The sequence below is a fragment of the uncultured Ramlibacter sp. genome, from assembly GCF_936925435.1.
Lineage (GTDB): Bacteria > Pseudomonadota > Gammaproteobacteria > Burkholderiales > Burkholderiaceae_C > Ramlibacter.
Genome location: NZ_CAKZHQ010000049.1, coordinates 134586 through 159385, shown reverse-complemented (window position 1 = coordinate 159385; position 24800 = coordinate 134586). Strand labels below are relative to the sequence as shown.

Genomic DNA, 24800 nt, shown 5'->3' with positions numbered 1-24800 from the left:
TGGTCCAGGTGAGCGCAGTTGGGTCCTCAAGCCTGACGCCGGGCCTCGGTGGCCGGACGCTGCAGCGCTCCTTGAGATACAGTCATTTTATTCCGCCCAGGCGCATGCCGCTGCGTCCAGCCCTCCAATGCGCATCCTTTCCAAGCTCTTTTCCCGCAAACCCGGCGCAAGCGCGCCGGCAGGGCCGGACGACCGCGGCAGCTATCCGTCCGAAGGCTCGGCGGCCGCCGACCGGGCGGCCGAACTGCTGTCCGCGCCCAGCGCGGCGCTGCAACTGGGCCGCGATGAAGCGCGCCAGGTGGTGGCCTACATGCGGCCGCTGCGCATCAGCGAGGGCACGACCTTCATCCGCGAAGGCGACACCAAGCACACCGACTTCATGCTGTTGCTGCTTGAAGGCCAGGTGACGATCGAGACCATCGTGGTCAGCCGCACCGAGCCCATCACCGTCACCGTGCTGGGCCCGGGCAGTCTGATCGGCGAGATGGGCTTGCTGGACGGCGAGCCGCGCTCGGCCTCCTGCACCGCGATGAGCGAGCTGCGCTGCGCCATCCTCACCCGCAACGCGCTCAACCGCCTGCTGCAGGACCACCCGCAGACGGCCGCCAAGCTGATGATGGCGGTCTCGCTGCGCATCGCCGAGCGCATGCGCGAATGCCAGGACAAGCTCAAGCTCTATGCCCAGCTGACCCAGGCCATGAACGAGGAAATCCACGCTCTGATGCCGCACTAGGCAGGCCCGGGCGCAAAAAAATCCCCCGGGACCTTCCCGCCCCGGGGGATATGAGCAGGTCAGGCTGAAGAAACTTGCAAAAGCTGCCTAACCGAGGAGACGTCAGCAGGTAAGCATCAATCGTGCCTGGGCCGCAGAGCCCCGCTCCGCCGCTCCTGCGACAGGGGTTCCTGCCGGCTTCCCTAAAATCGCCGGTTCCGAAAACAGGGGATTTGCAATGCGTGTGCGTCTTTCCTTGGTGGCAGCGGCAATCTGCTGCGCCGCCCTCCCGGCCGCCCAGGCCCAGGACAAGTGGGTGGTCGGCCAATCCGCGCCCCTGAGCGGCAGCAATGCCAAGTTCGGGACCGACATCCGCGCCGGCGCCGGCGCCTGGTTTGCCGCCATCAACGCCAGGGGCGGCGTGCAGGGCCGGCCGCTCGAACTGGTCGCCATGGATGACAAAAATGACCGCGCCACGGCCGGCACCAACACAAAAGCGCTGTTACAAAAGCCCAACCTGCTGGCCCTGTTCGGCTATGGCTCGGCCACCCTGAGCCTGGACGCCATGCCGCAGGCCGAGGCGGCCGGCGTGCCCTTCGTCGCGCCATTTTCCGGGGCCAACCCGGTCCGGGCCAAAAGCCAGACCCTGTTCACCACCCGCGCCTCCTACGGCGAGGAGATGGAAAGGATCCTGGGCTTCTGGACCAGCCTGGGCTTCAAGCAGGTCACCGTGCTGCACTACGACGACGAGGTGGGCCGGCAGAACCTGCAGGTGGTCACTGAGTACCTGCAGAAGATCAAGCTGACGCCCCAGGCCTTCGCCCTCAAGCGCAACGCCTCGGTGGGCAAGGCCGAGGTCGACGCCATGCTGGCGCAAAAACCCGAGCTGATCCTCAACACCGTGCTGTCGGGCGCGCTGGCCCAGCTGCAAAAGGAAATGGCGGCGCAAGGCAAGATGGTGCCGACCTCCAGCCTGTCCTTTGTCGGGGCCGACCAGTTCATCGTCGCCGCCGGGCCACTGAGCGCCGGCGTGTCGATCGCCCAGGTCGTGCCCAGCCCCTCTTCCTCGTTGCCGGCAGTGCGCGAATGCGATGCCGCGCTGGAAGCGGCCGGCATCAAGGACATGAACTCGACCCAGCTGGAAGCCTGCTTCGGCGCCAAGGTGCTGGTCGAGGCCATCCGGCGGGCGAAGAAGCCCGTTACCGCGCAGGGCGTGCGCGAGGCCCTGGCCAACCTGGGCACCTACGACCTGGGCGGCTTCAAGGTCCACTTCTCGCCCGACGCCCACCACGGCAGCAAGTTCGTCGAACTGGCCCTGGTGACGCGCGAGGGCGTGATGAAGCGCTAAGCGCGGTCCGCTTCTTGCACGATTCCCGTTTTGTTTTATTCAGGAGTTCCCGGATGACTGTTTCGCACCGCCGTCGCGCGCTTGCCGCCTCACTTGCCCTTGGCGCCACCCTGTTCGGGGGCGCGGCCCTGGCCCAAAGCCATGCGCCGCTGCGCATCCTGGTGGGCTTTCCCGCAGGCGGCGGCACCGACGTGATCGCCCGCACCCTGGCCGACAAGCTCAAGGACCAACTGGGCCACCCGGTGATCGTCGAGAACCGCGCCGGCGCCGGTGGCCAGATCGCCGCCCAGGCCCTGAAGGCCGCGGCGCCCGACGGCAACACCATCTTCCTGACGCACGACCACACGGTCTCCATCCTGCCCCTGGTCACCAAGAACCCCGGCTTCGAGCCGGCCAAGGACTTCGTCGCCGTCGCCGGTTTCGCCACCTTCGTCAATGCGCTGGCGGTCTCCGGCGGCACGCCGGCCAAGACCGTGCCCGAGTACGTGGCCTGGGTGAAGGGCGCGGGCCAGGGCAAGGGCACGGTGGGCGTCCCCGCCCCCTCTTCCACGCCGGAATTCCTGGTCAAGCTGATCGGCCAGAAGTACGCGCTGGACCTGCAGGCCGCGCCCTACCGCGGCAGCGCGCCCATGATCGGCGACATGCTGGGCAACCAGATCGCCGCCGGCGTCGGCTCCATCCCCGACTTCATCGAGAACCACAAGGCCGGCAAGATCCGCGTGATCGGCGTGCTGGGCACGCAACGCCAGGCCGTGATGCCGGAAGTGCCGACCTTCGCCGAGTTGGGCGTGTCCGGCTTTGAGGAACTGCCGTATTACGGCCTGTTCGCACCAGCCGGCACGCCGCCGGCTGCCATCGCCCGCCTGTCCGAGGCGGTGGCCAAGGTCGTCGCCATGCCCGAGGTGCGCGAGCGCCTGACCGGCATGGGCCTGACGGTGGGCTACATGCCGCCGCAGCAGCTGGCCGCCCGTGAGAAGGCCTACACCGAGGTCTGGAGCAAGATCGTCAAGACCCTGGGCGTCGTGCCGCAGTAAGCCAGCGCTTGGGCGGTCAGGTCGTGGACGGCTTGGCCAGGCCCAGCGCCGAGGCCGGCAGGCCGAACACCCGGTCGAAGAGCCAGTTGAAGACGAAGGTGTAGGCCAGGAAGAACACCAGCAGGCCCAGGTCCATCACCAGGGCCTGCCACAGGCTCACCTGCAGCCACCAGGCAAACAGCGGCACCAGGACGGCGGCCAGCCCGCCCTCGAAGCCGATGGCATGGGCGACCCGGCGCAGCACGCTGCGCCCGCGCACCGCCTGGCGCGACTCCCAGGCCTCGAAGGCGGTGTTGAAGCCCAGATTCCAGACGATGGCCACGGCCGAGGCCATCACCGCCAGGGCGCCCGAATGGCCCAGGTCGCGCCCGGACATCAGGGCAAGGCCCCAGCTGGCCACGGCGATCGCGATGGTCTCGTAAAGAGCCACGTACACCAGCTTGCGCTTGATTCCCTGCATTGCCCTGTCCTGCTTTGTTCCGCCGAAAAATGCACTTTATGTGCATTCATCTGACATATAAAGTCAGCTAGTTTCAGGACTACTGACAGATCAATCGCCCATGGCCTTTTCCAGCGACAGCGTCCAGGTGTTTCTCGCCGTGCTCGACCACGGATCCTTTTCCGCGGCGGCGCGGGCCCTGCGGCGCGTGCCTTCGGCCGTGAGCATGGCCATCGCCCACCTGGAAGCGGAGTTGCATCTGAACCTGTTCGACCGCTCCGGGCGCGAGCCGCGGCCCACGCCGGCGGCGCGCGCGCTGGAGCCCCAGGCCCGGCTGCTGGCCAGCCAGCTGCGCCAGTTGCAGGCCCAGGCGTTGTCGCTGACCCAGGGCCTGGAAACCCGGCTGGCGCTGGCGATCGCTCCCGAGCTGTTGTCGGCAGCCTGGGCTGCACCGCTGGCGGCGCTGGCCCAGGACCATCCGCTGCTGGAGGTGGAGGTGCTGGCCGCGCCGCAAGCCGACGCCCTGCGCCTGCTGCATGAGGGGCGCGTGCAGCTGGCCCTGGTGTTCGAGCGGCCCAGCCTGGACGGCCGCGAAGGTTTCCGCGAAGTGGGCAGCGAAACCCTGGTGGCGGTGATGGCGACGGACCACCCGCTGCTGCTGGCCCAGGGAGTGCTGGGCGCCGAGCACCTGACCACCACGCGCCAGGTGGTGGTGGCCAGCCGCGACCTCGCCCTGAGCGACCCGCGCTTCGTCTTTGCCCGCCAGCACTGGCGCACCGACAACCACATCGCGGCGCTGGGCCTGATCAGCGCCGGCGTGGGCTGGGGCTGGTTGCCGCGCAGCTTCGTGCAGCCGCACATCGCGGCCGGCACGCTGGTGGAAATCCCGCTGCAACACCTGACCAACCAGCTCGCCCTGTGGGTCGACGTGGTGTGGTCCAAGGAGCGCCCGCTGGGCCTGGCGGCCCAGCGCTTCATCGCGCTGGTGGAAGCAAAAAAATCCCCCGGGCCGATACCGGCGCGGGGGACATGAAGATTGCGCTTAAAACTTGCAGAAATCGCACAACCGAGGAGAAGCATGAAGTATCTGCCCGGTGCCTCCAGGGCAAAGCGCGGATCAAAGGGGTAAATCGGCCCTTTTCAGGGTCCGCAGCACGAAGCTGGACTTGCTGTGGCGGATGCCCTTGATCTTGTAGAGCTTCTCGCGCAGCAGGCGCTCGTAGTCGCGCGTGTCCTTCACCGCCACCCGCAGCAGGTAGTCGTATTCGCCTGAGACCAGGTAGGCCTCGACCACCTCGGGGATGGTGGCCAGCACCTCGCCGAATTTCTCCAGCGTGTTGTCGGTGTGGCTGTCCAGCGTGAGCTGGACCAGCACCGTGTCGCTCCAGCCCAGCGCCTGGGCATTGAGCCGCACGGTGAAGCCCTCGATCACGCCGGACTGCTCCAGCTTGCGGATGCGCTCCCAGCAGGGCGAGGCCGACAGGCCCACCTGCTGGCCGATGTCTTGCAGGCCGGCCCGGCCGTTGGCCTGCAAGGCCTGGAGAATTTTCCGGTCAATGGCGTCCATGCAGAAAAATTATCCGCCTTTTCCGCTGAATCAGAAGATATTTCTGAGATCCTGGCCTATTCGCAGAAGAACAGAAAGGCCTTCGGTGGCCTGGAGCGGATACTTGGGGCAGGACGCAGCGCTTACCGGCGCCGGTGAAATGGCAAGGGGCAGCAAGTTACCGCTTGCTGGCCCCTTTGTTGTTTGTGGCAGCGGCCTTGGCCTTAAGCCGCTTCCTTGTAGAAGAAATCGCGCCGCACCGAACGCGAAGCCAGCGGCTGCACCGCCTGGCCGATGGCGGCGATGTGCTCGGGCGTGGTGCCGCAGCAGCCGCCCACGATGTTGACCAGGCCTTCGGCGGCAAAGTCCTTGAGCAGGCGCGAAGTCACCTCGGGCGTCTCGTCGAAACCGGTCTCGCTCATGGGATTGGGCAGGCCGGCGTTGGGATAGCAGGAGATGAAGGTGTCGCCGGCCACCTTGGCCAGCTCCTGGATGTAGGGCCGCATCAACGCCGCGCCCAGCGCGCAGTTCAGGCCCACGGCCAGCGGCTGGGCGTGGCGCACGCTGTACCAGAAGGCTGTGACGGTCTGGCCGCTGAGGATGCGGCCGGAAGCATCGGTCACCGTGCCGCTGATGATGATGGGCAGGCGCTCGCCGGAATGCTCGAAGTACTCGTCGATGGCGAACAGCGCCGCCTTGGCGTTGAGCGTGTCGAAAATGGTCTCGACCAGCAGCAGGTCGCTGCCGCCCTCGACCAGGGCCTCGACCTGTTCGTAGTAGGCGGCGCGCAGGGCTTCGAAGTCGACGTTGCGCGCGCCCGGGTCGTTGACGTCGGGGCTGATGCTGGCGGTCTTGGGCGTCGGGCCCAGGGCGCCGGCGACGAAGCGCGGCTTGTCCGGCGTGGAGAACTTGTCGCAGGCGGCGCGCGCCAGTTTGGCGGACTGCAGATTCATCTCGCGCGCCAGGCCGGCCATGTCGTAGTCCGCCTGGGCCACCGTGGTGGCGCCGAAGGTGTTGGTCTCGACGATGTCGGCGCCGGCGGCCAGGTAGCCCTCGTGGATGGCGCTGATCACGTCGGGGCGCGTCAGCGACAGCAGTTCGTTGTTGCCCTTGACGTCGCGCTCGAAGTCCTTGAAGCGTTCGCCGCGGTACTGTTCCTCGGTCAGCTTGAAGCGCTGGATCATCGTGCCCATCGCGCCGTCGAGGATGGCGATGCGCTGCGCGAGGATGCCGGGCAGGGCCTGGCCGCGGGTGTAGGTGATGGGCTTCATGGTGCATTCAATTGTAGGAACAAAGCCTTGCGCCCGCGCCATCCCGGACAATAGCCCCATCTTGCAGACCATCGCCCCCGCCCCCCAGTCCATCCTCCACGAAGTCTTCGGCTACGAGCAGTTCCGCGGACCGCAGGCCGACATCGTCGACCACGTGATCGCCGGCGGCGATGCCCTGGTGCTGATGCCCACCGGCGGCGGCAAGTCGCTGTGCTACCAGATCCCGGCGATCGCCCGCCAGAGGGCAGGCCACGGCGTGAGCATCGTGGTCTCGCCGCTGATCGCGCTGATGCACGACCAGGTCGGCGCCCTGCACGAGGCCGGCGTCGACGCTGCCTTCCTCAATTCCACCTTGTCGGGCGAAGAGGCCAACGCGGTCGAAAAGCGCATGCTGCGCGGCGAGATCACCCTGCTGTACGCCGCACCCGAGCGGGTCACGACGCTGCGCTTCCTGGCCCAGCTCGACGCCCTGCACGAGCGCGGCCAGCTCAGCCTGTTCGCCATCGACGAGGCCCACTGCGTCAGCCAGTGGGGCCACGACTTCCGGCCGGAGTACCGCGCCCTGACCGTGCTGCACGAGCGCTATGCCGGCGTGCCGCGCCTGGCCCTCACGGCCACGGCCGACGCCATCACCCGCGAGGACATCGTGGAGCGCCTCCAGCTCGAACAGGCGCGCCAGTTCGTCAGCAGCTTCGACCGGCCCAATATCCGCTACACCATCGTCGAGAAGAAGGACGCCACGACCCAGCTGCTGCGCTTCATCGAGGCCGAGCACGCCGGCGACGCCGGCATCGTCTACTGCCAGTCGCGCAAACGGGTGGAAGAGCTCGCCCAGACGCTCGTCGCCGAAGGCATCAACGCCCTGCCCTACCACGCCGGCCTGGACGCCGAAGTGCGCCAGCGCCACCAGGACCGCTTCCTGCGCGAGGACGGCATCGTCATGACGGCGACCATCGCCTTCGGCATGGGCATCGACAAGCCCGACGTGCGCTTTGTCGCCCACCTGGACATGCCCAAGAACATCGAGGGCTACTACCAGGAGACCGGGCGCGGCGGGCGCGACGGCCTGCCGGCCGCGGCGTGGATGGCCTATGGCCTGCAGGACGTGGTCAACCAGCGCCGCATGATCGACGAGAGCCCGGCCGGCGAGGACTTCAAGCAGGTGATGCGCGGCAAGCTCGATGCCCTGCTGACGCTGGCCGAGGCCGCCGACTGCCGCCGGGTGCGCCTGTTGGAATATTTCGGCGAAGCCTCCACACCCTGCGGCAACTGCGACAACTGCCTGAACCCGCCGGACATCTGGGACGGCACGGACGCGGCGCGCAAGCTGCTGTCCACCATCTACCGCGTGCAGCAGCAAAGCGGCATCAGCTTCGGCGCCGGCCACATCATGGACATCCTGCGCGGCAAGCCCACCGAGAAGGTCAAGCAGTTCGGCCATGAGGCGCTGTCCACCTTCGGTATCGGCGCAGCTTTCAGCGAGACCCAGCTGCGCGGCGTGCTGCGCCAGCTGATCGCCACCGGTTCGCTGGCGGTGGACGCCTCGGCCTTCAACACCTTGCAGCTGACCGCAGGCTCGCGCGCCGTGCTCAAGGGCGAGCTGCCGGTGAAGCTGCGCGAATCCGTCTCCACGCCCAGCGGAGGCAAGCGCCGCCAGGGCAGCGCCAAGGCCACGCCAGCCGTCGCCGCCGGCCTGAGCGACGACGGCCAGGTGCGCTTTGCCGCCCTCAAGGCCTGGCGCGCCGAGGTGGCGCGCGCGCACAACCTGCCGGCCTATGTGATCTTCCACGACGCCACGCTGGCGGCCATCGCCGCCCTGGCGCCGCAGTCGCTGGACGACCTGCAAGGCGTCAGCGGCATCGGCGCCAAGAAGCTGGACGCCTACGGCGAAGAAGTGCTGCGGGTCGTCTCCAGCGCCTGATTGCTATCAAATCAGGAGCTATCCGGCCATGATGGCCGGGAGGATGGCGGCAGTTTTATTGCAAAAAGCCGATGTTGCGGCCTTCCCGCACCTCGGGCTTGATGCGGTGCTCGGCCTCCAGCTGCTCCAGGAAGTCTTCGGCGCTGAACTGCGCGGCCAGGATGGTCGACTGGCGCTTGACGGCGGCAAAGTCGCCCGGGCACAGCTGCTGCAGGCGCGCCAGCCGGCTGCGGATGGCCGGTGCGAGCAGACTCGCATCGCCAGCCAGGGCCTCGGTCACGAACATGGCCTCGCGCTGGGCCGGCAGCAGCGCCTTGAACATGATCTTGAAGGTGAAGCGGCGCAGCGCCGCCTGGTCGATGCGCTCGAGCAGGTTGGTGGTGCACACGAAGATGCCGTCGAAGCGCTCCATGCCCTGCAGCATCTCGTTGACCTCGGTCACCTCGTAGCTGCGCTGGGCGCCGCGCCGGTCCTGCAGGAAGCTGTCGGCCTCGTCCAGCAGCAGCACCGCCTTCTCGCTCTGGGCTTCGCGGAACATCGCGGCCATGTTCTGCTCGGTCTCGCCCACGTACTTGCTCATGAGGTCGCTGGCCTGCTTGACCAGCAGGGGCTTGTCCAGGCTGCGGGCGATGTGCTCGGCCAGCGCGGTCTTGCCGGTGCCGGGCGCGCCATAGAAACACAGCGTGCCGTGGCCGCGCGCGCGCAAGGCCTCGACGATGCGCGGCAGCTCGAAGCGAGTCTCCACGTTGAGCATGGCCAGGTCCCAGGTGGTGACGCTGCGGCGCTGGCCTTCGGCCGGCCGGTTGCCCAGGGCCTGGTCGGCATTGCGCAGCTGGCGGTCGATCAGGCTTTCCACCGAGCTGCCATCCCGGGCGGCCAGGCCTGCAAAGCGCACCGCGGTGCGGATCTGCGCCGGCGTCAGGCCCTTGCGCTCGGTGAGGCGGGCGACGAATTCGCTGGACACGGCCACGCCCTCCAGGGTCTTGCGCACCAGTTGCTCGCGCGCGCCCGGGGGAGGCGAGTTCAGTTCCAGGTGGTAGGCGAAACGGCGGCGAAAGGCCGGGTCGATCTGCTCGATGCGGTTGGTCACCCAGATGGTGGGCACGGCGTTGGACTCCAGGATCTGGTTGACCCAGGCCTTGCCGCTGACGCTGCCGCTGGAGGGCAGGGCGATCTGCTCGGCGCGCGCCATCAGCTGCGCCGCCTCCGAGCTGATCGGCGGGAACACGTCTTCGACCTCGTCGAACAGCAGGGCTGCCTGGGCGCTGCCCTTGAGGAAGACCTGGGCGATCTGCAGCGAGCGGTAACGGTCGCGCCCGCTCAATGAGTTGCCGTCACGGTCGGCGTACTCCACCTCGAACAGCTCCAGGCCGGCGGCCTGGGCCACGACCTTGGCCAGCTCGGTCTTGCCTGTGCCCGGAGGTCCGTACAGCAGCACGTTGACCCCGGCCTCCTTGCGCTCCACGGCGTTGCGCAGCAGGGCGCACAGCACAGGGGCATCTTCCTGCACGAAGCCGAAGTCGGCCATGACCAGGGCGCTCTTGCTGCAGGGCCGGGTGAACACGGCCATCAGCTCGTTCTGGTCGCGGTACTCGCGCATCAGCACCGGCGGCAGCTTTTCGCTGACCTTCATCAGGTCGGCCAGGTCGGTGATGTTGTGCTCGGAAATCAGGTTCTCGACCAGGCCGATGCGCTCCAGCCGCGAACCGGCCCGCAGCGCCTCGCCCACATCGGCGGCGTTGACGCCGGCGATCTCGGCGATGGCGGCATAGGCCTCGGGCGCGTTGTTGACCTTGAACTCCACCAGGATGGAGCGCAGGTCGCGCTGGTAGCGCGCCAGCGTCCCGTACAGCAGCAGGGCGCGCTCGGCCTTGTTCAACTGCAGCAGGCCGGACAGGGCGTCGATGTTCTTCTCGACCAGGGTCGAATGCTTCTTGAGCGCGTGCGTGAGCCAGGCGCCGGTGGCGGTCAGCACCGACAGCAGGTCCTTGGGCTGGTCCTTGGCGTATTCGTCCAGGTAGAAGAACAGCGTGCCCTCTTCGTAGGGGCCGCGCCACAGGCCGTGGCGGTCCAGGAACTCCTCGCTGGCCAGTTGCTCGTGGCCGCGCCAGAACTCGTTGTCCTTGCAGCGCCGGCCCAGGAACTCGCGCAGCCGGCCCAGCGCCGGCGCCGGCCAGACCAGGTGGCGCCCGGCCAGCGAAAGCAGGCCGTTGAGGTCGCGCCTGACGTTGAACTTACCGCCCTGCTTGGCCGCCAGCGTCAGCACGAAATGCGAGCACATCAGGTCCAGCACGGGCGCGTCTTTCAGGCCCGGTGAAGCAAGCACCTGCACATCAACCGAACGCTTGACCATTGGAAGCCTCCAGCAACGGATTGCGGCCCCACGATAACGCGACTTGCTGCCAGAGGGAAGAGATTGATCAAGGGAAAAGCGAGGGTTTGCTGCGGTTTTGCCAGCACAATCCGCCCATGGTCGAACTCGCCGACATCCGCCAAGCCGCCGCGCGCCTGCAAGGCCAGGTGCTGGACACGCCCTGCGTGGAGTCCCGCACGCTGTCGCAGATCACCGGCGCCCAGGTCTTCCTGAAGTTCGAGAACCTGCAGTTCACCGCCTCCTTCAAGGAGCGCGGCGCCTGCAACAAACTGGTGCAGCTCAGTGAAGCCGAGCGGCGGCGCGGCGTGATCGCCATGAGCGCCGGCAACCACGCCCAGGGCGTGGCCTACCACGCGCAGCGTCTGGGCGTGCGCGCCGTCATCGTCATGCCGCGCTTCACGCCCGGGGTCAAGGTGGAGCGCACACGCAGCTTCGGCGCCGAGGTGGTGCTCCATGGCGACACGCTGGACGAGGCGCGCTCCCATGCCATGGAACTGGCACAGCGGCAGGAGCTGGTCTTCGTCCATCCCTACGACGACGCGGACATCGTCGCCGGCCAGGGCACGGTGGGCCTGGAGATGCTGCAGGCCGTGCCGCAGCTGGACACCCTGGTGGTGGCCGTCGGCGGCGGCGGCCTGATCGCCGGCATCGCGGTGGCGGCCAAGGCCCTGAAGCCCTCGATCGAGGTGGTGGGCGTGCAGACCCTGCGCTTTCCCAACATGTTCAACGCCGTCAAGCAACAGACGCTGCCACAGGGCAACAGCACCATTGCCGAAGGCATCGCGGTGGGCACACCGGGCGCCCTGCCGCGCGCCATCATCGAAAAGCTGGTCGACGACATCGTGCTGGTCGACGAGGGCGACATCGAACAGTCCATCGTCATGCTGCTGGAGATCGAGAAGACCCTGGTCGAAGGCGCCGGCGCCGCCGGCCTGGCGGCCCTGCTCAAGCACCCGCAGCGCTTTGCCGGCCGCAAGCTGGGCCTGGTGCTGGGTGGCGGCAACATCGACCCGCTGCTGCTGGCCGCCATCATCGAGCGCGGCATGGTGCGCGCCGGCCGACTGGCCCGCATCCGCGTCAGCGCGCGCGATGTGCCGGGCTCGTTGGCCGGGATCACGGCCACCGTGGCGCAGGCGGGCGGCAACATCGACGAAGTCCACCACCAGCGCGCCTTCACCACCCTGGCGGCCCAAAACGTCGAAATCGAGCTGGTGGTCCAGACCCGGGGCCGCGAGCACATCGCCGCCGTGCTGGACGCCTTGCACGCAGCCGGTTTCCAGGCGCAGGAGCAGAAATGACAGCCGAGACCTTGCAGCAAGCCCTGGCGGAGTACTTCGCGCCCTGGGTCCAGGCCCTGGGACTGCGGGTCGAGACCTTCGATGGCGACAGCGTCACCCTGCGCCTGCCGCAAAGCGAGCAGCTCTCGCGCGCCGGCGGCATGCTGTGCGGCCAGGCCATGATGGCGGCCGCCGACACCGCCATGGTGCTGGCCCTGGTCAACCAGTTCGGCGCCTTCCGCCCCTGCACGACGGTCCAATTGAACAGCACCTTTCTGCGGCCGCTGTCCGGGCAGGACGCCCTGGTGCAGGCCCGGGTGGTGCGCGCCGGCAAGGCCTTGGCCTTCGGTGAGATCGACATCCGCGGCGCCGACGACGGCAAGAGCGCCAGCCGCGCCAGCACCACCTACGCCCTGCTTTAAGGCCGGGGACCGGCCAAGCCCGGTAAAATCCAGCCATCCCCCGTTTTCAGACCTTTCTCAAGGAATCGCCATGTCCAGCCCCGAAACCAGCCACAGCCACGGTCAAGAGCACCAGCCCGACGCCGTTGAAGCCGTCGTCCACGCCATGCCCATCGTGCTGCCCTTGGTCGGCGGCGTGCTGATGTTCCTGCTGGCTTTCATCGCCGTTTCCATGGCCTGAGCCTTCCTGCCTCCTGCCCAACCTCTGCGGTTTGGGCATTCAAACGGCCTGCAGTCCTCGTCCAAAGGGCCCAGGCCGCTCTTGTTTTTGTAGCGCCGATTGGCTGCGCGCCAGTCAGGGCTGTCATGCATAACCCTATGCATGTTTTGCATTGATTTGCCCCCGCCCAAGCGCGAAGATACGACCCGGCGTCATCGAACCAACTTCTCGAAGCCTGATTTCCCAAGCGCCGCCAGCCGCGCCCTCTTGGGAAATCCGGTTTTAACTTCAGGAGCTTTCGAGATGAACTCACCCGTGATGCAAGGGCTGAATCTGGGCACGCCCGCCCATGTGAAGAACGCGAAACTGATTGCCTGGGTCGCCGACATGGTCGCCCTGTGCAAACCCGACAGCGTGTACTGGTGCGACGGCAGCGACGCCGAATACCAGCGCCTGTGCCAGAAGCTGGTCGATGGCGGCACCTTCAAGAAGCTCGACCCGGCCAAGCGCCCCAACTCGTTCCTGGCCTGCTCCGACCCCAGCGACGTGGCCCGCGTGGAAGACCGCACCTTCATCTGCTCCGAAAAGAAAGACGACGCCGGCCCGACCAACAACTGGGTCGCCCCGGCCGAGATGCGCGCCACCTTGCAGCCGCTGTTCGACGGCTGCATGAAGGGCCGCACCATGTATGTGGTGCCCTTCTCCATGGGCCCGCTGGGCTCGCCCATCGCCCACATCGGCATCGAGCTGTCCGACAGCCCCTATGTGGCCGTCAACATGAAGATCATGACCCGCATGGGCAAGGCCGTGTACGAGGTGCTGGGCGTGGACGGCGAGTTCGTACCCTGCCTGCACACCGTGGGCGCGCCGCTGCAAGCCGGCCAGAAGGATGTGAGCTGGCCCTGCAACAAGACCAAGTACATCGTCCACTACCCCGAGACCCGCGAGATCTGGTCCTACGGCTCGGGCTACGGCGGCAACGCCCTGCTGGGCAAGAAGTGCTTTGCCCTGCGCATCGCCTCGACGATGGGGCGCGATGAAGGCTGGCTGGCCGAGCACATGCTGATCCTGGGCGTGACCTCGCCCGAGGGCAAGAAGTACCACGTCGCCGCCGCCTTCCCCTCGGCCTGCGGCAAGACCAATTTCTCCATGCTGGTGCCGCCCGCCGGCTTCGACGGCTGGAAGGTCACCACCATCGGCGACGACATCGCCTGGATCAAGCCCGGCACCGACGGCCGCCTGTACGCCATCAACCCGGAAGCGGGTTACTTCGGCGTGGCGCCCGGCACCAACATGCTGACCAACCCGAATTGCCTGCAGAGCCTGGACCACGACGTGATCTTCACCAACGTCGCCCTGACCGACGATGGCGATGTCTGGTGGGAAGGCCTGGAGCAGGATGCGCCGGGCAAGGCATTGCCGGCCCACCTGATCGACTGGCAGGGCAAGGACTGGACGCCGGCCATCGCCAAGGAGACCGGCGCCAAGGCCGCCCACCCGAACTCGCGCTTCACCGTCGCCGCCACCAACAACCCGGCGCTGGACCCGGCCTGGGACGACCCGGCCGGCGTGCCCATCGACGCCTTCATCTTCGGCGGCCGCCGCTCCACCACCGTGCCTCTGGTCAGCGAAGGCCGCAACTGGGTCGAAGGCGTCTACATGGCAGCCACCATGGGCTCGGAAACCACCGCCGCCATCACCGGCCAGGTCGGCGTGGTGCGCCGCGACCCCTTCGCCATGCTGGCCTTCGCCGGCTACAACATGGCCGACTACTTCCAGCACTGGCTCAACGTCGGCAAGAAGCTGGGCGCCACGGGCGCCAAGCTGCCCAGGATCTTCACCACCAACTGGTTCCGCAAGGGCGAAGACGGCAAATTCATCTGGCCGGGCTACGGCGAGAACATGCGCGTGCTCAAGTGGATGATCGACCGCATCGAGGGCAAGGTCCAGGGCAACGACCACCTGTTCGGCGTCAGCCCGACCTACGAGGAAATGAACTGGACCGGCGTGGACTTCAGCCGCGAGCAGTTCGCCAGCGTCACCAGCATGGACAAGGCCGCCTGGCAGAAAGAGCTGCAGTTGCACACCGAGCTGTTCCAGCAGTTGCAGCACCACCTGCCGGCCGAGTTGGGCCAGACCAAGGACCAGATCGAGAAGCGCCTGGCCGCCTGATCAGCTCCACGCCCCTAAAAAGCCACCCTCGGGTGGCTTTTTTCATGGGCTGGCGGCGAGTCGCGTAGACGATGGCGCCCATGGATGGCACAGAGTTCACAAAAAAATTAAGCCGTCAGAAACAAAACGTCACTTATGCTACTTCTTGTCGGGCGTTGTACGGGTCCCGGTTGTGTCGGTTTCGATTCCCAGCCCAAGAAAAAGGGACCCCATGCCAAATAGACCCGTGCTCGATGGCGCCAGCTCGCCGCAATTTCCGACCATTGCCGAGGACACCGCCGCGCCGGTGAACGGTTCGACCGCCGGCGGCTTCCTGGTTTCCAGTCTCATCGACAGCGGCGGCACGCTGCACAACTTCAGCGACGTGGACGGCGACGCGCCGGGCATCGCCATCACCGGCGTCAACGCCGCCCACGGCACGCTGCGCTACTCCATCGATGGCGGGGCCCATTGGGCCGCGGTCGGCGCGGTGTCCGAAGCCAGCGCCCGCGTGCTGTATGCGGATGCCGGCACGCTGCTGCATTTCCAGCCCGATGCCAACTATTCCGGCAGCGTGGCCGATGCCATCAGCTTCAAGGCCTGGGACCACACCGGAGGGTACGCCAACGGCCAGGCTGGAGTGCAGACAGCGACCGAGCTTGGCCTGGCTGGCACCTACAACACCAGCGGGGCCGCCCTGGCCGTGGTGGCGAGCGGCAGCTACGCCTATGTCGCGGATGGCAGCGCCGGGCTGCGCATCATCGACATCAGCAACCCGACCAGCCCGACCCTGGTGGGCACCTACGACACCAGCGGGTCCGCCGAGGGCGTGACGGTCAGCGGCAGCTACGCCTATGTGGCCGATAACTACGCCGGATTGCTCACCATCGACATCAGCAACCCGGCCAACCCGACCCTGGTGGGCACCTACAACCCCAGCGGGAACGCCATGGCCGTGACGGTCAGCGGCAGCTACGCCTATGTCGCGGATGGCAGCGCCGGGCTGCGCATCATCGACATCAGCAACCCGGCCAGCCCGACCCTGGTGGGCACCTACGCCACCAACGGGTCCGCCAATGGCGTGACGGTGAGCGGCAGCTACGCCTATGTGGCGGAGGGCGGCGTCGGGGTGCGCATCATCGACATCAGCAACCCGGCCAGTCCGACCCTGGTGGCCACCTACGACACCAGCGGGAACGCTGTTGGTGTGGCGGTGAGCGGCAATGGCGTCTACGTCGCGGATGGCGACAGCGGGCTCCAGGTTTTCACATTCAAAACGGCCTTCTCAAGCAACAGCGACACCGTCAGCCTGACCATCGCGCCGGTGGCCGATACGCCCAGCATCACGGCCGCCAGCACCGACGAGGACACGCAGACGGCTGCCGGCCTGGTGATCAGCCGCAACGCGGCCGATGGCGCCGAGGTCTCGCACTTCAAGATCAGCGGCATCACCAGCGGCTCGCTGTACCTGAACGACGGCACGACGGCCATCGCCAACGGCAGCTTCATCAGCTATGCGCAGGCTCACGCGGGCCTGAAGTTCACGCCCGGTGCCAACAGCACGGCCAACGGCTCTTTCAATGTGCAGGCGTCCACCTCGGCCAGCGACGCCGGCCTGGGCGGCAGCACCGCCACGGCCACCATCGCCGTCACGGCCGTCGCCGACGCGCCCACCCTCGATGCGAGCGCATCCCCGGCCTTGCCTGGCCTTGTCGAGGACACCGCCAGCGCGCCAGTCAATGGCTCGACCGCCGGCAGCTTCCTGGTTTCCAGCCTCATCGACAGCGCTGGAGCGCTACACAACTTCAGCGACGCGGACGGCGACGCGCCGGGCATCGCCATCACCGGCGTCAACGCCAACGGCACGCTGTACTTCTCCATCAATGGTGGAGCGACCTGGGCCGCGGTCGGCGCGGTGTCGGACGCCAGCGCCCGCGTGCTGTATGCGGATGCCGGCACGCTGCTGCATTTCCAGCCTGATGCCAACTATTCCGGCAGCCTGGCCGACGCCATCAGCTTCAAGACCTGGGACCGCAGCGGAGGGTACACAAACGGCCAGGCTGGCGTGCAGCTATCGACCGAGCCGTCTGGCCTGGCCGGTACCTACAACACCGGCGGGGATTCCTTGGGCGTGGCTCTGAGCGGCAGCTACGCCTATGTGGCGGATGGCGGCGCCGGGCTGCGCATCATCGACATCAGCAACCCGGCCAACCCGACCCTGGTGGGCACCTACAACACCAGCGGGACCGCCCGGAGCGTGGCTGTGAGCGGCAGCTACGCCTATGTGGCGGATGGCGGCGCCGGGTTGCGCATCATCAACATCAGCAACCCGGCCAACCCGACCCTGGTGGGCACCTATGACACCGACGGGATCGCCAATGGCGTGGCCGTGAACGGCAGCTACGCCTATGTGGCCGATGACGCCGCCGGGCTGACCATCATCAACATCAGCAACCCGGCCAACCCGACCCTGGTGGCCACCTACGCCACCAGCGGGAACGCCATGGGCGTGGCGGTCAGCGGCAGCTACGCCTATGTGACGGAGAGCGACCTCGGGGTGCGCATCCTCGACATCAGCGACCCGGCCAGCCCGACCCTGGTGGCCACCTACGACACCAGCGGGAACGCCGTTGGTGTGGCGGTGAGCGGCAATGCCGTCTATGTTGCGGATGCCAGCAGCGGGCTCCAGGTTTTCACGCTCAAAACGATCTTCTCAAGCAACGGCGACACGGCCAGCCTGACGGTCACGCCGGTGGCCGATACCCCCAGCATCACGGCCGCCACCACCAGCGAAGACGTCCAGTCGCTCGCCGGCCTGGTGATCAGCCGCAACGCGACCGATGGCGCCGAGGTCTCGCACTTCAAGATCAGCGGCATCGCGGGTGGCACGCTGTACCTGAACGACGGCACCACCGCCGTCGCCAACGGCAGCTTCATCAGCTATGCGCAGGCTCACGCGGGCCTGAAGTTCACGCCCAGCGCCAACAGCACGGCCAACGGCTCTTTCAATGTGCAGGCGTCCACCTCGGCCAGCGATGCCGGCCTGGGTGGCAGCACCGCCACGGCCACCATCGCCGTCACGGCCGTCGCCGACGCGCCGACCCTCGATGCGAGCGCATCCCCGGCCTTGCCTGGCCTTGTCGAGGACACTGCCAGCGCGCCAGTCAATGGCTCGAGCGCCGGCAGCGTCCTTGTCGCCAGCCTCATCGACAACGGCGGCACGCTGCACAACTTCAGCGACGGGGACGGCGACTTGCCGGGCATCGCCATCACCGGCGTCAATGCCAACGGCACGCTGTATTACTCCCTCAATGGCGGTACGACCTGGGCCGCGGTCGGCGCGGTGTCGGAAGCCAGCGCCCGCGTACTGTATGCGGATGCCGGCACGCTGCTGCATTTCCAGCCCGATGCCAACTATTCCGGCAGCCTGGCCGACGCCATCAGCTTCAAGACCTGGGACCGCACCGGAGGGTACGCCAACGGCCAGGCTGGAGTGCAGACATCGCCCGAGCTGTCTGGCCTGACTGGCACCTACAACACCAGCGGGCAAGCCTTGGGCGTGACTGTGAGCGGCAGCTACGCCTATGTCGCGGATGGCTTCAACGGGCTGACCATCATCGACATCAGCAACCCGGCCAGCCCGACCCTGGTGGGCACCTACGACACCAGCGGGTATGCCTTGGGCGTGGCCGTGAGCGGCAGCTACGCCTATGTGGCCGATGAAGGGGCTGGGTTGCGCATCATCAATATCAGCAACCCGGCCAGCCCGACCCTGGTGGGCACCTACGTCACCGGCGGGTACGCCTATGGCGTGGCCGTGAGCGGCAGCTACGCCTATGTCGCGGATGACGAGGCCGGCTTGCGCATCATCAACATCAGCAACCCGGCCAGCCCGACCCTGGTGGGCACCTACGACACCAGCGGGTGGGCCAATGGCGTGACGGTCAGCGGCAGCTACGCCTACGTGGCGGACTACGAGGCCGGGCTGAGCGTCATCGACATCAGCAACCCGGCCAGCCCGACCCTGGTGGCCACCTACGACACCAGCGGGACCGCCGTTGGCGTGGCGGTGAGCGGCAATGCCGTCTATGTTGCGGATAGCGACAGCGGGCTCCAGGTTTACCCGTTCAGCTCGTCCGGGGCATTCTCGATCAGCAGCGACACCGTCAGCCTGACGGTCACGGCTGTGGCCGATACGCCCAGCATCACGGCCGCCAGCACCAACGAGGACATGCAGACTGCCGCCGGCCTGGTGATCAGCCGCAACGCGGCCGATGGCGCCGAGGTCTCGCACTTCAAAATCAGCGGCATCACCGGCGGCTCGCTGTACCTGAACGACGGCACGACGGCCGTCGCCGAGGGCAGCTTCATCAGCTACGCGCAGGCCAGCGCTGGCCTGAAGTTCACGCCGGGCGCCAACAGCACGGCCGACGGCTCGTTCAATGTGCAGGCGTCCACCTCGGCCAGCGACGCCGGCCTGGGCGGCGGCACCACCACCGCCACCATCGCCGTCACGACCGTCAACGACGCGCCGACCGGCGTGCCCTCGATCACAGGCACGGCGGCGGTCGGGCGCACGCTCACGGCGGACTCGGCGGCCATCGCCGACCCCGAGGGCCTGGGCGCCTTCAGCCACCAATGGCTGCGCGCGGGCAGCCCCATCGACGGGGCGACCGGGTCCTCCTACACGGTCACCCTCGACGATCTGGGCGCGAACCTGAGCGTCGCCATCACTTACACCGATGGCGGCGGAACATCCGAAACACTGACCTCCGCAGACACCGCCGCGGTCGCACCCGACACCACGCCGCCCACCACCGGCACGCTGGTCCTGGCCAGCTACAGCGGCTCCACCGACCACAGCTTCGAGCTGCAACTGACCGGCGTGGAAGCCGATGCCAGCGTGGCCTACGAAGTCTCGGGCGACCTCGGTGCGCATTGGACCAGCACAACGGCCGCCCAACTGGACCTGGCCGTGGGCGACTACCAGTTCCGCGCCCAGGTCACGGACGCCGGCGGCAACACTGTCGCCAGCAACGTTGTCAGCGTCACGCTGCAAACCGGCAGGAGCGGCGGACTGGGCAACGACACCTACACCGTCGTCGACGCGTACGACGCAGTGGTGGAGACTCCCGGCGAAGGCAAGGACAGCGTGCGCACCAGCCTGGCCAGCTACGCGCTGCCGGACAACGTCGAGAACTTGATCTACACCGGCAGCGCTGCATTCACAGGCACCGGCAACGCGGCGGCCAACGCCATCACCGGCGGGGCGGACAACGACACGCTCGCGGGTGACGCAGGCAACGACGCGCTCAACGGCGGCGCGGGCAACGACACGCTCGCGGGCGGCACAGGCAACGACGTTCTCAACGGCGGCGTGGGTGCCGACGCAATGAGCGGCGGGCTGGGCAACGACATCTATTTCGTCAATGACGCACTCGACACCGTGACGGAGAGCGCGGCCGAAGGCACGGACCAGGTGTTCACCAACCTGGCCAGCTACGTGCTGGCCAACGCCGTCGAGAACCTGCGCTACATCAGCAGCGGACCGTTCACAGGCACGGGCAACGCCCTGGCCAACACCATCACCAGCGGGGCGGGCAATGACACGCTTGCGGGCGACGCAGGCAACGACGCGCTCACCGGCGGGGCGGGTGCCGACACAATGAGCGGTGGCTTGGGTGCCGATACCTTCGTGTTCACCAAGACAAGTGACGCTGCCATCTCCGCGTGGGACGTGGTGCTCGACTTCCGAGCGGTCGAAGGCGACAGGATCGATCTGCACACCATCGATGCCAACGACAGTGTGGCCGGAAACCAGGCCTTCGCCTACATCGGCACGGCTGTCTTCGTTGAGGGCTCGGCGGCAGGCAAGCTGCGGTTCGATGCGGCCGCGCACATGCTCTACGGCAGCACCAACGCCGATGCGAATGCCGAGTTCGCCATCGAACTGGTGGGCGTGAACACGCTGGCTGCGACTGCCATTTCTCGGTGAAGACCGGCCAGCAACTCAGGGGGAGCGCCCCAGTTTGGGTCGGCTTTTGCAAACACCCCGGCCCATGAAAAAAGCCACCCGAGGGTGGCTTTTTTATTTGCTGGCGCTGGCGGCGCGGCGTCGCTTCTCAGCGCTTTGCCTGGCAAGCCTGTGCGACCAGGCGTCGAGCGCCGCCTTCACCGGCAAGGGCAGGCGGCGCAGCGCGCCGATCCACCAATGGCCCAGGACGAAGACGTTCACGATCGGGCCCGCCTGTAGTCAGTAGTACGAGCGCATCAGGCGCTGGGCGCGGGTGCTCAGGTTCATGGCGCGGCTGATGTCGGCCATCACGCGGGCATCGCGCAGGGCCAGTTGCCACATCTTGTCGTCTTCGGCCATTTCGCGGCGGGCGGCGGCCCAGACCTTGAAGCCTTGGCCGATGGAAGCGGCAGCGCGGCGCGCCGGTGCGGCAAACAGGGCCAGGGCGGCGAAGCCCACGGTCCACATCACCACCCAGGCGGCCAGCAAATGGCCTTCGGTCCAGGTGTCGACGAACTGGTTGGCAACCACCAGCAGGGCCGAGACGATGGCCGCCAGCAGCAGGGTGGCGCCGCCGCGGGCGCCGGTGTACGCACCGATGACCCGCTGGAGGCCATGCGCGGCGCGTTCTGCGCGAACCACGCCGGGGTGTTCGGTGGGTTGGTCAACGTGGACAAAGCTGGTCATGGTGTTCCCTTTCAAACGCTACGGCGGCATTGCCGTTTGCGTAGGGTCAATACTAGGGTTTCACCTGATATTCGTCCAATTTAGTCTAGTGATAGCTATCATTCACTATGGTGATACATGCCCCCAACTTCCGGACCCTGGACCTGAACCTGCTGCGGGTCTTCGACGAAGTCATGTCCGAGCGCAACCTGACCCGTGCGGCCCGCAACCTGGCCATGACCCAACCGGCCGTCAGCAACGCCCTGAACCGCCTGCGCGATGCCGTGGGCGACAAGCTGGTCACGCGCAGCGGCTACGGGGTGGAGCCCACGCCGCGGGCGCTGGTCCTGTGGCCGGCCGTGGGCGATGCGCTGCGCCAGCTCGAGGCCTCGCTCTCACCCGGCGACTTCGTCGCTGCGCAGGCCAGCACCACCTTTGTGCTGGCCATGGCCGATGCCACCGCCGCCGAGCTCATGCCGGGCCTGGTGGAGATCATCGAGCGCGATGCGCCGGGCGTGTCGATGCGGGTGCTGCCGCTGAACACGCGCGACCCCCGGCCGCTGCTGGACGAAGGCCAGATGGATCTGGCTGTGGGCTTTTTCCCGCCGGTGCTGGCCGACCTGACGGCGCAGGCGCAGTCGGGCGGGCTGGCGGCCTTTGACCACCAGCGGCTGTACAACGGGGAATATGTCTGTGTGATGCGCAACGGCCATCCGCTGGCCAGCGGGCCGTTCACGCTCAAGCGCTTCTGCGCGGCGCGGCATCTGCTGGTGAGTTTTTCCGGTCGGCCCTATGGCTTCATCGACGAGGCCCTGGCGGCGCTGGGCCAGAAGCGGCGCGTGGTGCTGACGGTCAACCAGTTCTACACGGCCGGCCGGGTGGTGGCGACCTCGAACCTTCTGACGGTGCTGCCCCGGCACTTCTTCAATGACACCGGCATGGCCGATCAGCTGGTGATGCGTGACCTGCCCTTTGTGGTGCCGCCGGTCAATGTGGACTCGCTCTGGCACCGCCGGCAAAGCCAGCGCAGCGACCATTCCTGGCTGCGCATGGCGGTTTCCACCGCCGCCCAAATGGCTTTCGCGGCTGGCGAACTCTGAGAGCTCGCGCTAACTTCGGACGGTCTTCAGCGAACCACGCTCAGATAGGCGTAGGCGGCTTCGCGCAGTTCCTGGGCGTGGCGCGGGCTGCGGCCGGCGCGCACATCGGCGCGCTCGAGCAGGTGGTGCGGGACCTCGTTGCGAAGCGGCTTGGCAGCCTGCAGCAGGCGGACGATCTGGGCAAATACGGCGTACATGGATTCCACCCTTGTGGGGTGCTCGTGGGGAAGGATGAACCTAGATTAAGGGTAATCCCTAGGATGGCAAGCGGCATTTGGCCTAAGCCCCATGCCGCTTGTGCATGACTCCGGCAGCCCCGGCGCATAGCCGCCTGCCCGCAGGTGCTGGACCGGCCGGACCCAGCCGCTATGCTCGGCCCATGGCAGGCCCGTCTCCCGACCCCGTCCCTACTGCACAGCCCGGCACGGCCTGGCTGGCAGCCCTGGCCGATGGGGTGGAGGAAATGCTCTGGGTCTGGGAAGCTGGCAGCGGGCGCATCCGCTATGCCAACCCCGCGTTCGAGCAGTTCTGGGGCGCTGCGGCCCTCCAGGACGATGGCCGCGCTGTCCTGCTGGACCATGTGGTGGCGGCCGACCGCGAGCGCATGCGCCAGGCCCGCGCCCATGTGCTGCAAACCGCCTACCGGGAGGAGTACCGCGTCAGCCAGCCGGCCCTCGGCGGGCGGCTGCTGCGGGAGGCCAGGCTGCGCGAACGGGCCTTTGCCAGCCGCAGCCCCGGCGGCGAGGTGCTGGTGACCCATGTGGCACGCGATATTACGTGGCAGTTCGACACCACGGCCCAGTTGCGCGCGGAAATCAGCCGCCGCACCGACGCGGAGCGTAATCTGAGCGATGCGACCGAGCGCCTTCAGGCACTGGTGGCCACCACCAACGACGCCCTGATCACGATCGATGAAGCCAGCCTCGTCATCGACTGGAACAATGCCGCGCAGCGCATGTTCGGCTGGAGCCGGCTGGAAGCCCTGGGGCGCAACCTGACCGAGCTGATCATCCCGGCCGCCCATCGCGAGCAGCACAACGCCGGCATCGCGCGTTTCCTGCGCGAGGGCACGGCGGTGATCTTCAATCGCCGGGTCGAAACCCTGGCCCTGCGCAGCAACGGCCAGGAGTTCCACGCCGAACTGACGGTCTGGCCGGCCCGCGCCGGCGAACGCTACAGCTTCAGCGCCTTCGTGCGCGACATTTCGCGCCGCAAGGCGGCCGAGCACGCCCTGGCCGAGTCCGAAACGAAGTACCGCACGGTGGTGGAGAACGTCAACGAGGGCATCCTGGTCACGGCGGGAGGCCGCATCCTGTACGCCAACCCGCGGGCCCTGGCGCTGACCGGCCTGACCGAGGAGGTCGCCAGATCCAGGCCCTTCATCGAGTTCATCCACCCGGACGACCGCGACCTGGTGCTTGGCAACCACCTGCGCCGCTTGCGCGGCGAAGAGGTCGACAACCACTACCAGTTCCGCGTCATCCACAGCGATGGCAGCGTCCGCTGGCTGGAGATCAGCGCCGTGGTCTTCGAGTGGCAGAAGGCGCCGGCCACGCTGAACTTCCTCACCGACGTCACCCAACGGCGGCTCGCCGAGCAGGAGACGCAGGCGGCGCTGGCCCGCGAACGGGAACTGTCGGAGCTCAAGTCGCGCTTTGTCGCCGTGGCCTCGCACGAATTCCGCACGCCGCTGGCGGCCATCCTCTCGTCGGTGGAATTGCTGGACGACTACGGCAGCCGGTTGCCCGTGGACGAGCGCAAGGAGATCGTCGGTCTGATCAAGACGGCGGTGGCCCGCATGAACGGCATGGTTGACCAGGTCCTGCTGACCAGCCGCCTGGAGTCCGGCGGCTTCGCTTTCGAGCCAGCGCCCCGCCTGCTGCCGCAGTTGCTGGTGCAGGTGGCGTCGGAGCTGGACCAGGCGCATCCGCAGGCCTCGCGCATCGCCATGCGCTGCGAGGGCCTGGACGCGACCAGGCTGGTCGACGCCCAGCTGCTGCGCCACATCCTGGTCAACCTGCTGGGCAACGCGCTCAAGTACTCGCCGGCCGACAGCCCCGTGACATGTGCCATCAGCGCGGACGGCGAGCGGTTGCGGCTGGTGGTAAGCGACAGCGGCATCGGCATCCCCCCGGCGGACCTGCCGCGCCTGTTTGAAAGCTTTCACCGCGGCACCAACGTCGGCAACGTGCAGGGCACGGGCATGGGGCTGCACATCGTCAGGGAATGCGTCGCGTTGCACCGCGGCAGCATCGAGGTGCGCAGCGAGCCCGGCCGCGGCACCACCTTCGACGTGCAACTGCACGCGCCGGCAACGGCCGCCTGAC

General features: G+C 67.5%; 19 protein-coding genes and 1 riboswitch. Of the genes, 12 read left to right on the top strand and 7 right to left on the bottom strand.

From position 1 onward, the window contains the following. Window positions 1-3: 3 nt before the first annotated feature. Window positions 4-77, bottom strand: a riboswitch (S-adenosyl-L-homocysteine riboswitch). 50 nt (window positions 78-127) lie between these two features. The 3 genes from Q0632_RS20245 (at window position 128) to Q0632_RS20235 (ending at window position 3094) form a co-directional block, all read left to right on the top strand. Further along, on the top strand, window positions 128-733 hold the full coding sequence (locus tag Q0632_RS20245) for a cyclic nucleotide-binding domain-containing protein (RefSeq protein ID WP_298933599.1): 606 nt from the start codon (window positions 128-130) through the stop codon (window positions 731-733). 217 nt (window positions 734-950) lie between these two features. After that, on the top strand, window positions 951-2060 hold the full coding sequence (locus tag Q0632_RS20240) for an ABC transporter substrate-binding protein (RefSeq protein WP_298933597.1): 1110 nt from the start codon (window positions 951-953) through the stop codon (window positions 2058-2060). Between the two features lie 53 nt (window positions 2061-2113). Then, window positions 2114-3094, top strand: a complete 981-nt coding sequence (locus Q0632_RS20235; protein ID WP_298933595.1) for a Bug family tripartite tricarboxylate transporter substrate binding protein — start codon at window positions 2114-2116, stop codon at window positions 3092-3094. Between the two features lie 16 nt (window positions 3095-3110). On the opposite strand, the gene Q0632_RS20230 is transcribed toward Q0632_RS20235, so the two are convergent. After that, window positions 3111-3554 carry a PACE efflux transporter gene (locus Q0632_RS20230; RefSeq protein WP_298933592.1) on the bottom strand — a complete coding sequence of 148 codons (444 nt, stop codon included), beginning with the start codon at window positions 3552-3554 and terminating at the stop codon, window positions 3111-3113. A gap of 100 nt (window positions 3555-3654) precedes the next feature. Here Q0632_RS20230 and Q0632_RS20225 point away from each other — a divergent pair, with 100 nt between their 5' ends. Then, window positions 3655-4566 (top strand): LysR family transcriptional regulator, encoded by a 912-nt coding sequence (locus Q0632_RS20225; RefSeq protein WP_298933590.1) that lies wholly within the window; start codon window positions 3655-3657, stop codon window positions 4564-4566. Window positions 4567-4650: 84 nt separating this feature from the next. Here the strand turns inward: Q0632_RS20225 and Q0632_RS20220 are convergent, their stop codons facing one another. Next, window positions 4651-5100, bottom strand: a complete 450-nt coding sequence (locus Q0632_RS20220) for an Lrp/AsnC family transcriptional regulator (protein ID WP_298933589.1) — start codon at window positions 5098-5100, stop codon at window positions 4651-4653. A 203-nt stretch (window positions 5101-5303) separates the two neighbouring features. Continuing rightward, window positions 5304-6350 (bottom strand): homocysteine S-methyltransferase family protein, encoded by a 1047-nt coding sequence (locus Q0632_RS20215; protein ID WP_298933588.1) that lies wholly within the window; start codon window positions 6348-6350, stop codon window positions 5304-5306. Window positions 6351-6420: 70 nt separating this feature from the next. Here Q0632_RS20215 and recQ point away from each other — a divergent pair, with 70 nt between their 5' ends. Then, complete coding sequence (gene recQ / locus Q0632_RS20210) at window positions 6421-8271, top strand: DNA helicase RecQ (RefSeq protein WP_298933622.1); 1851 nt, start codon at window positions 6421-6423, stop codon at window positions 8269-8271. A 55-nt stretch (window positions 8272-8326) separates the two neighbouring features. Here recQ and Q0632_RS20205 read toward each other — a convergent pair whose 3' ends face one another. Then, window positions 8327-10624 carry an AAA family ATPase gene (locus Q0632_RS20205; RefSeq protein WP_298933587.1) on the bottom strand — a complete coding sequence of 766 codons (2298 nt, stop codon included), beginning with the start codon at window positions 10622-10624 and terminating at the stop codon, window positions 8327-8329. A 116-nt stretch (window positions 10625-10740) separates the two neighbouring features. Between Q0632_RS20205 and Q0632_RS20200 the strand changes: the two genes are divergently transcribed. From Q0632_RS20200 to Q0632_RS20180, 5 genes are all read left to right on the top strand, one after another. Continuing rightward, a complete protein-coding gene (locus Q0632_RS20200; RefSeq protein WP_298933586.1) occupies window positions 10741-11943 on the top strand; it encodes a threonine ammonia-lyase in 1203 nt (400 codons plus the stop codon). Then, the gene (locus tag Q0632_RS20195; protein ID WP_298933585.1) at window positions 11940-12344 is read left to right on the top strand and encodes a PaaI family thioesterase; all 405 of its coding nucleotides are present in this window, start codon (window positions 11940-11942) and stop codon (window positions 12342-12344) included. The genes Q0632_RS20200 and Q0632_RS20195 overlap by 4 nt, the downstream gene beginning before the upstream one ends. Before the next feature lie 70 nt (window positions 12345-12414). Then, window positions 12415-12564, top strand: a complete 150-nt coding sequence (locus tag Q0632_RS20190) for a hypothetical protein (protein ID WP_298933584.1) — start codon at window positions 12415-12417, stop codon at window positions 12562-12564. Window positions 12565-12846: 282 nt separating this feature from the next. Further along, window positions 12847-14715 (top strand): phosphoenolpyruvate carboxykinase (GTP), encoded by a 1869-nt coding sequence (locus Q0632_RS20185; RefSeq protein WP_298933582.1) that lies wholly within the window; start codon window positions 12847-12849, stop codon window positions 14713-14715. Window positions 14716-14926: 211 nt separating this feature from the next. Continuing rightward, window positions 14927-20689, top strand: a complete 5763-nt coding sequence (locus tag Q0632_RS20180; protein ID WP_298933580.1) for a hypothetical protein — start codon at window positions 14927-14929, stop codon at window positions 20687-20689. A 93-nt stretch (window positions 20690-20782) separates the two neighbouring features. Here the strand turns inward: Q0632_RS20180 and Q0632_RS20175 are convergent, their stop codons facing one another. After that, on the bottom strand, window positions 20783-20929 hold the full coding sequence (locus Q0632_RS20175; protein ID WP_298933578.1) for a hypothetical protein: 147 nt from the start codon (window positions 20927-20929) through the stop codon (window positions 20783-20785). A gap of 18 nt (window positions 20930-20947) precedes the next feature. After that, a complete protein-coding gene (locus Q0632_RS20170; protein ID WP_298933576.1) occupies window positions 20948-21394 on the bottom strand; it encodes a hypothetical protein in 447 nt (148 codons plus the stop codon). Between the two features lie 107 nt (window positions 21395-21501). Between Q0632_RS20170 and Q0632_RS20165 the strand changes: the two genes are divergently transcribed. Beyond that, window positions 21502-22473 carry a LysR family transcriptional regulator gene (locus Q0632_RS20165; protein WP_298933574.1) on the top strand — a complete coding sequence of 324 codons (972 nt, stop codon included), beginning with the start codon at window positions 21502-21504 and terminating at the stop codon, window positions 22471-22473. A 26-nt stretch (window positions 22474-22499) separates the two neighbouring features. On the opposite strand, the gene Q0632_RS20160 is transcribed toward Q0632_RS20165, so the two are convergent. Then, window positions 22500-22670 (bottom strand): hypothetical protein, encoded by a 171-nt coding sequence (locus tag Q0632_RS20160; protein ID WP_298933572.1) that lies wholly within the window; start codon window positions 22668-22670, stop codon window positions 22500-22502. A gap of 182 nt (window positions 22671-22852) precedes the next feature. On the opposite strand from Q0632_RS20160, the gene Q0632_RS20155 reads away from it, so the two are divergent. After that, a complete protein-coding gene (locus tag Q0632_RS20155; protein WP_298933570.1) occupies window positions 22853-24799 on the top strand; it encodes a PAS domain S-box protein in 1947 nt (648 codons plus the stop codon). The last annotated feature ends 1 nt before the right edge of the window (window position 24800 follow it).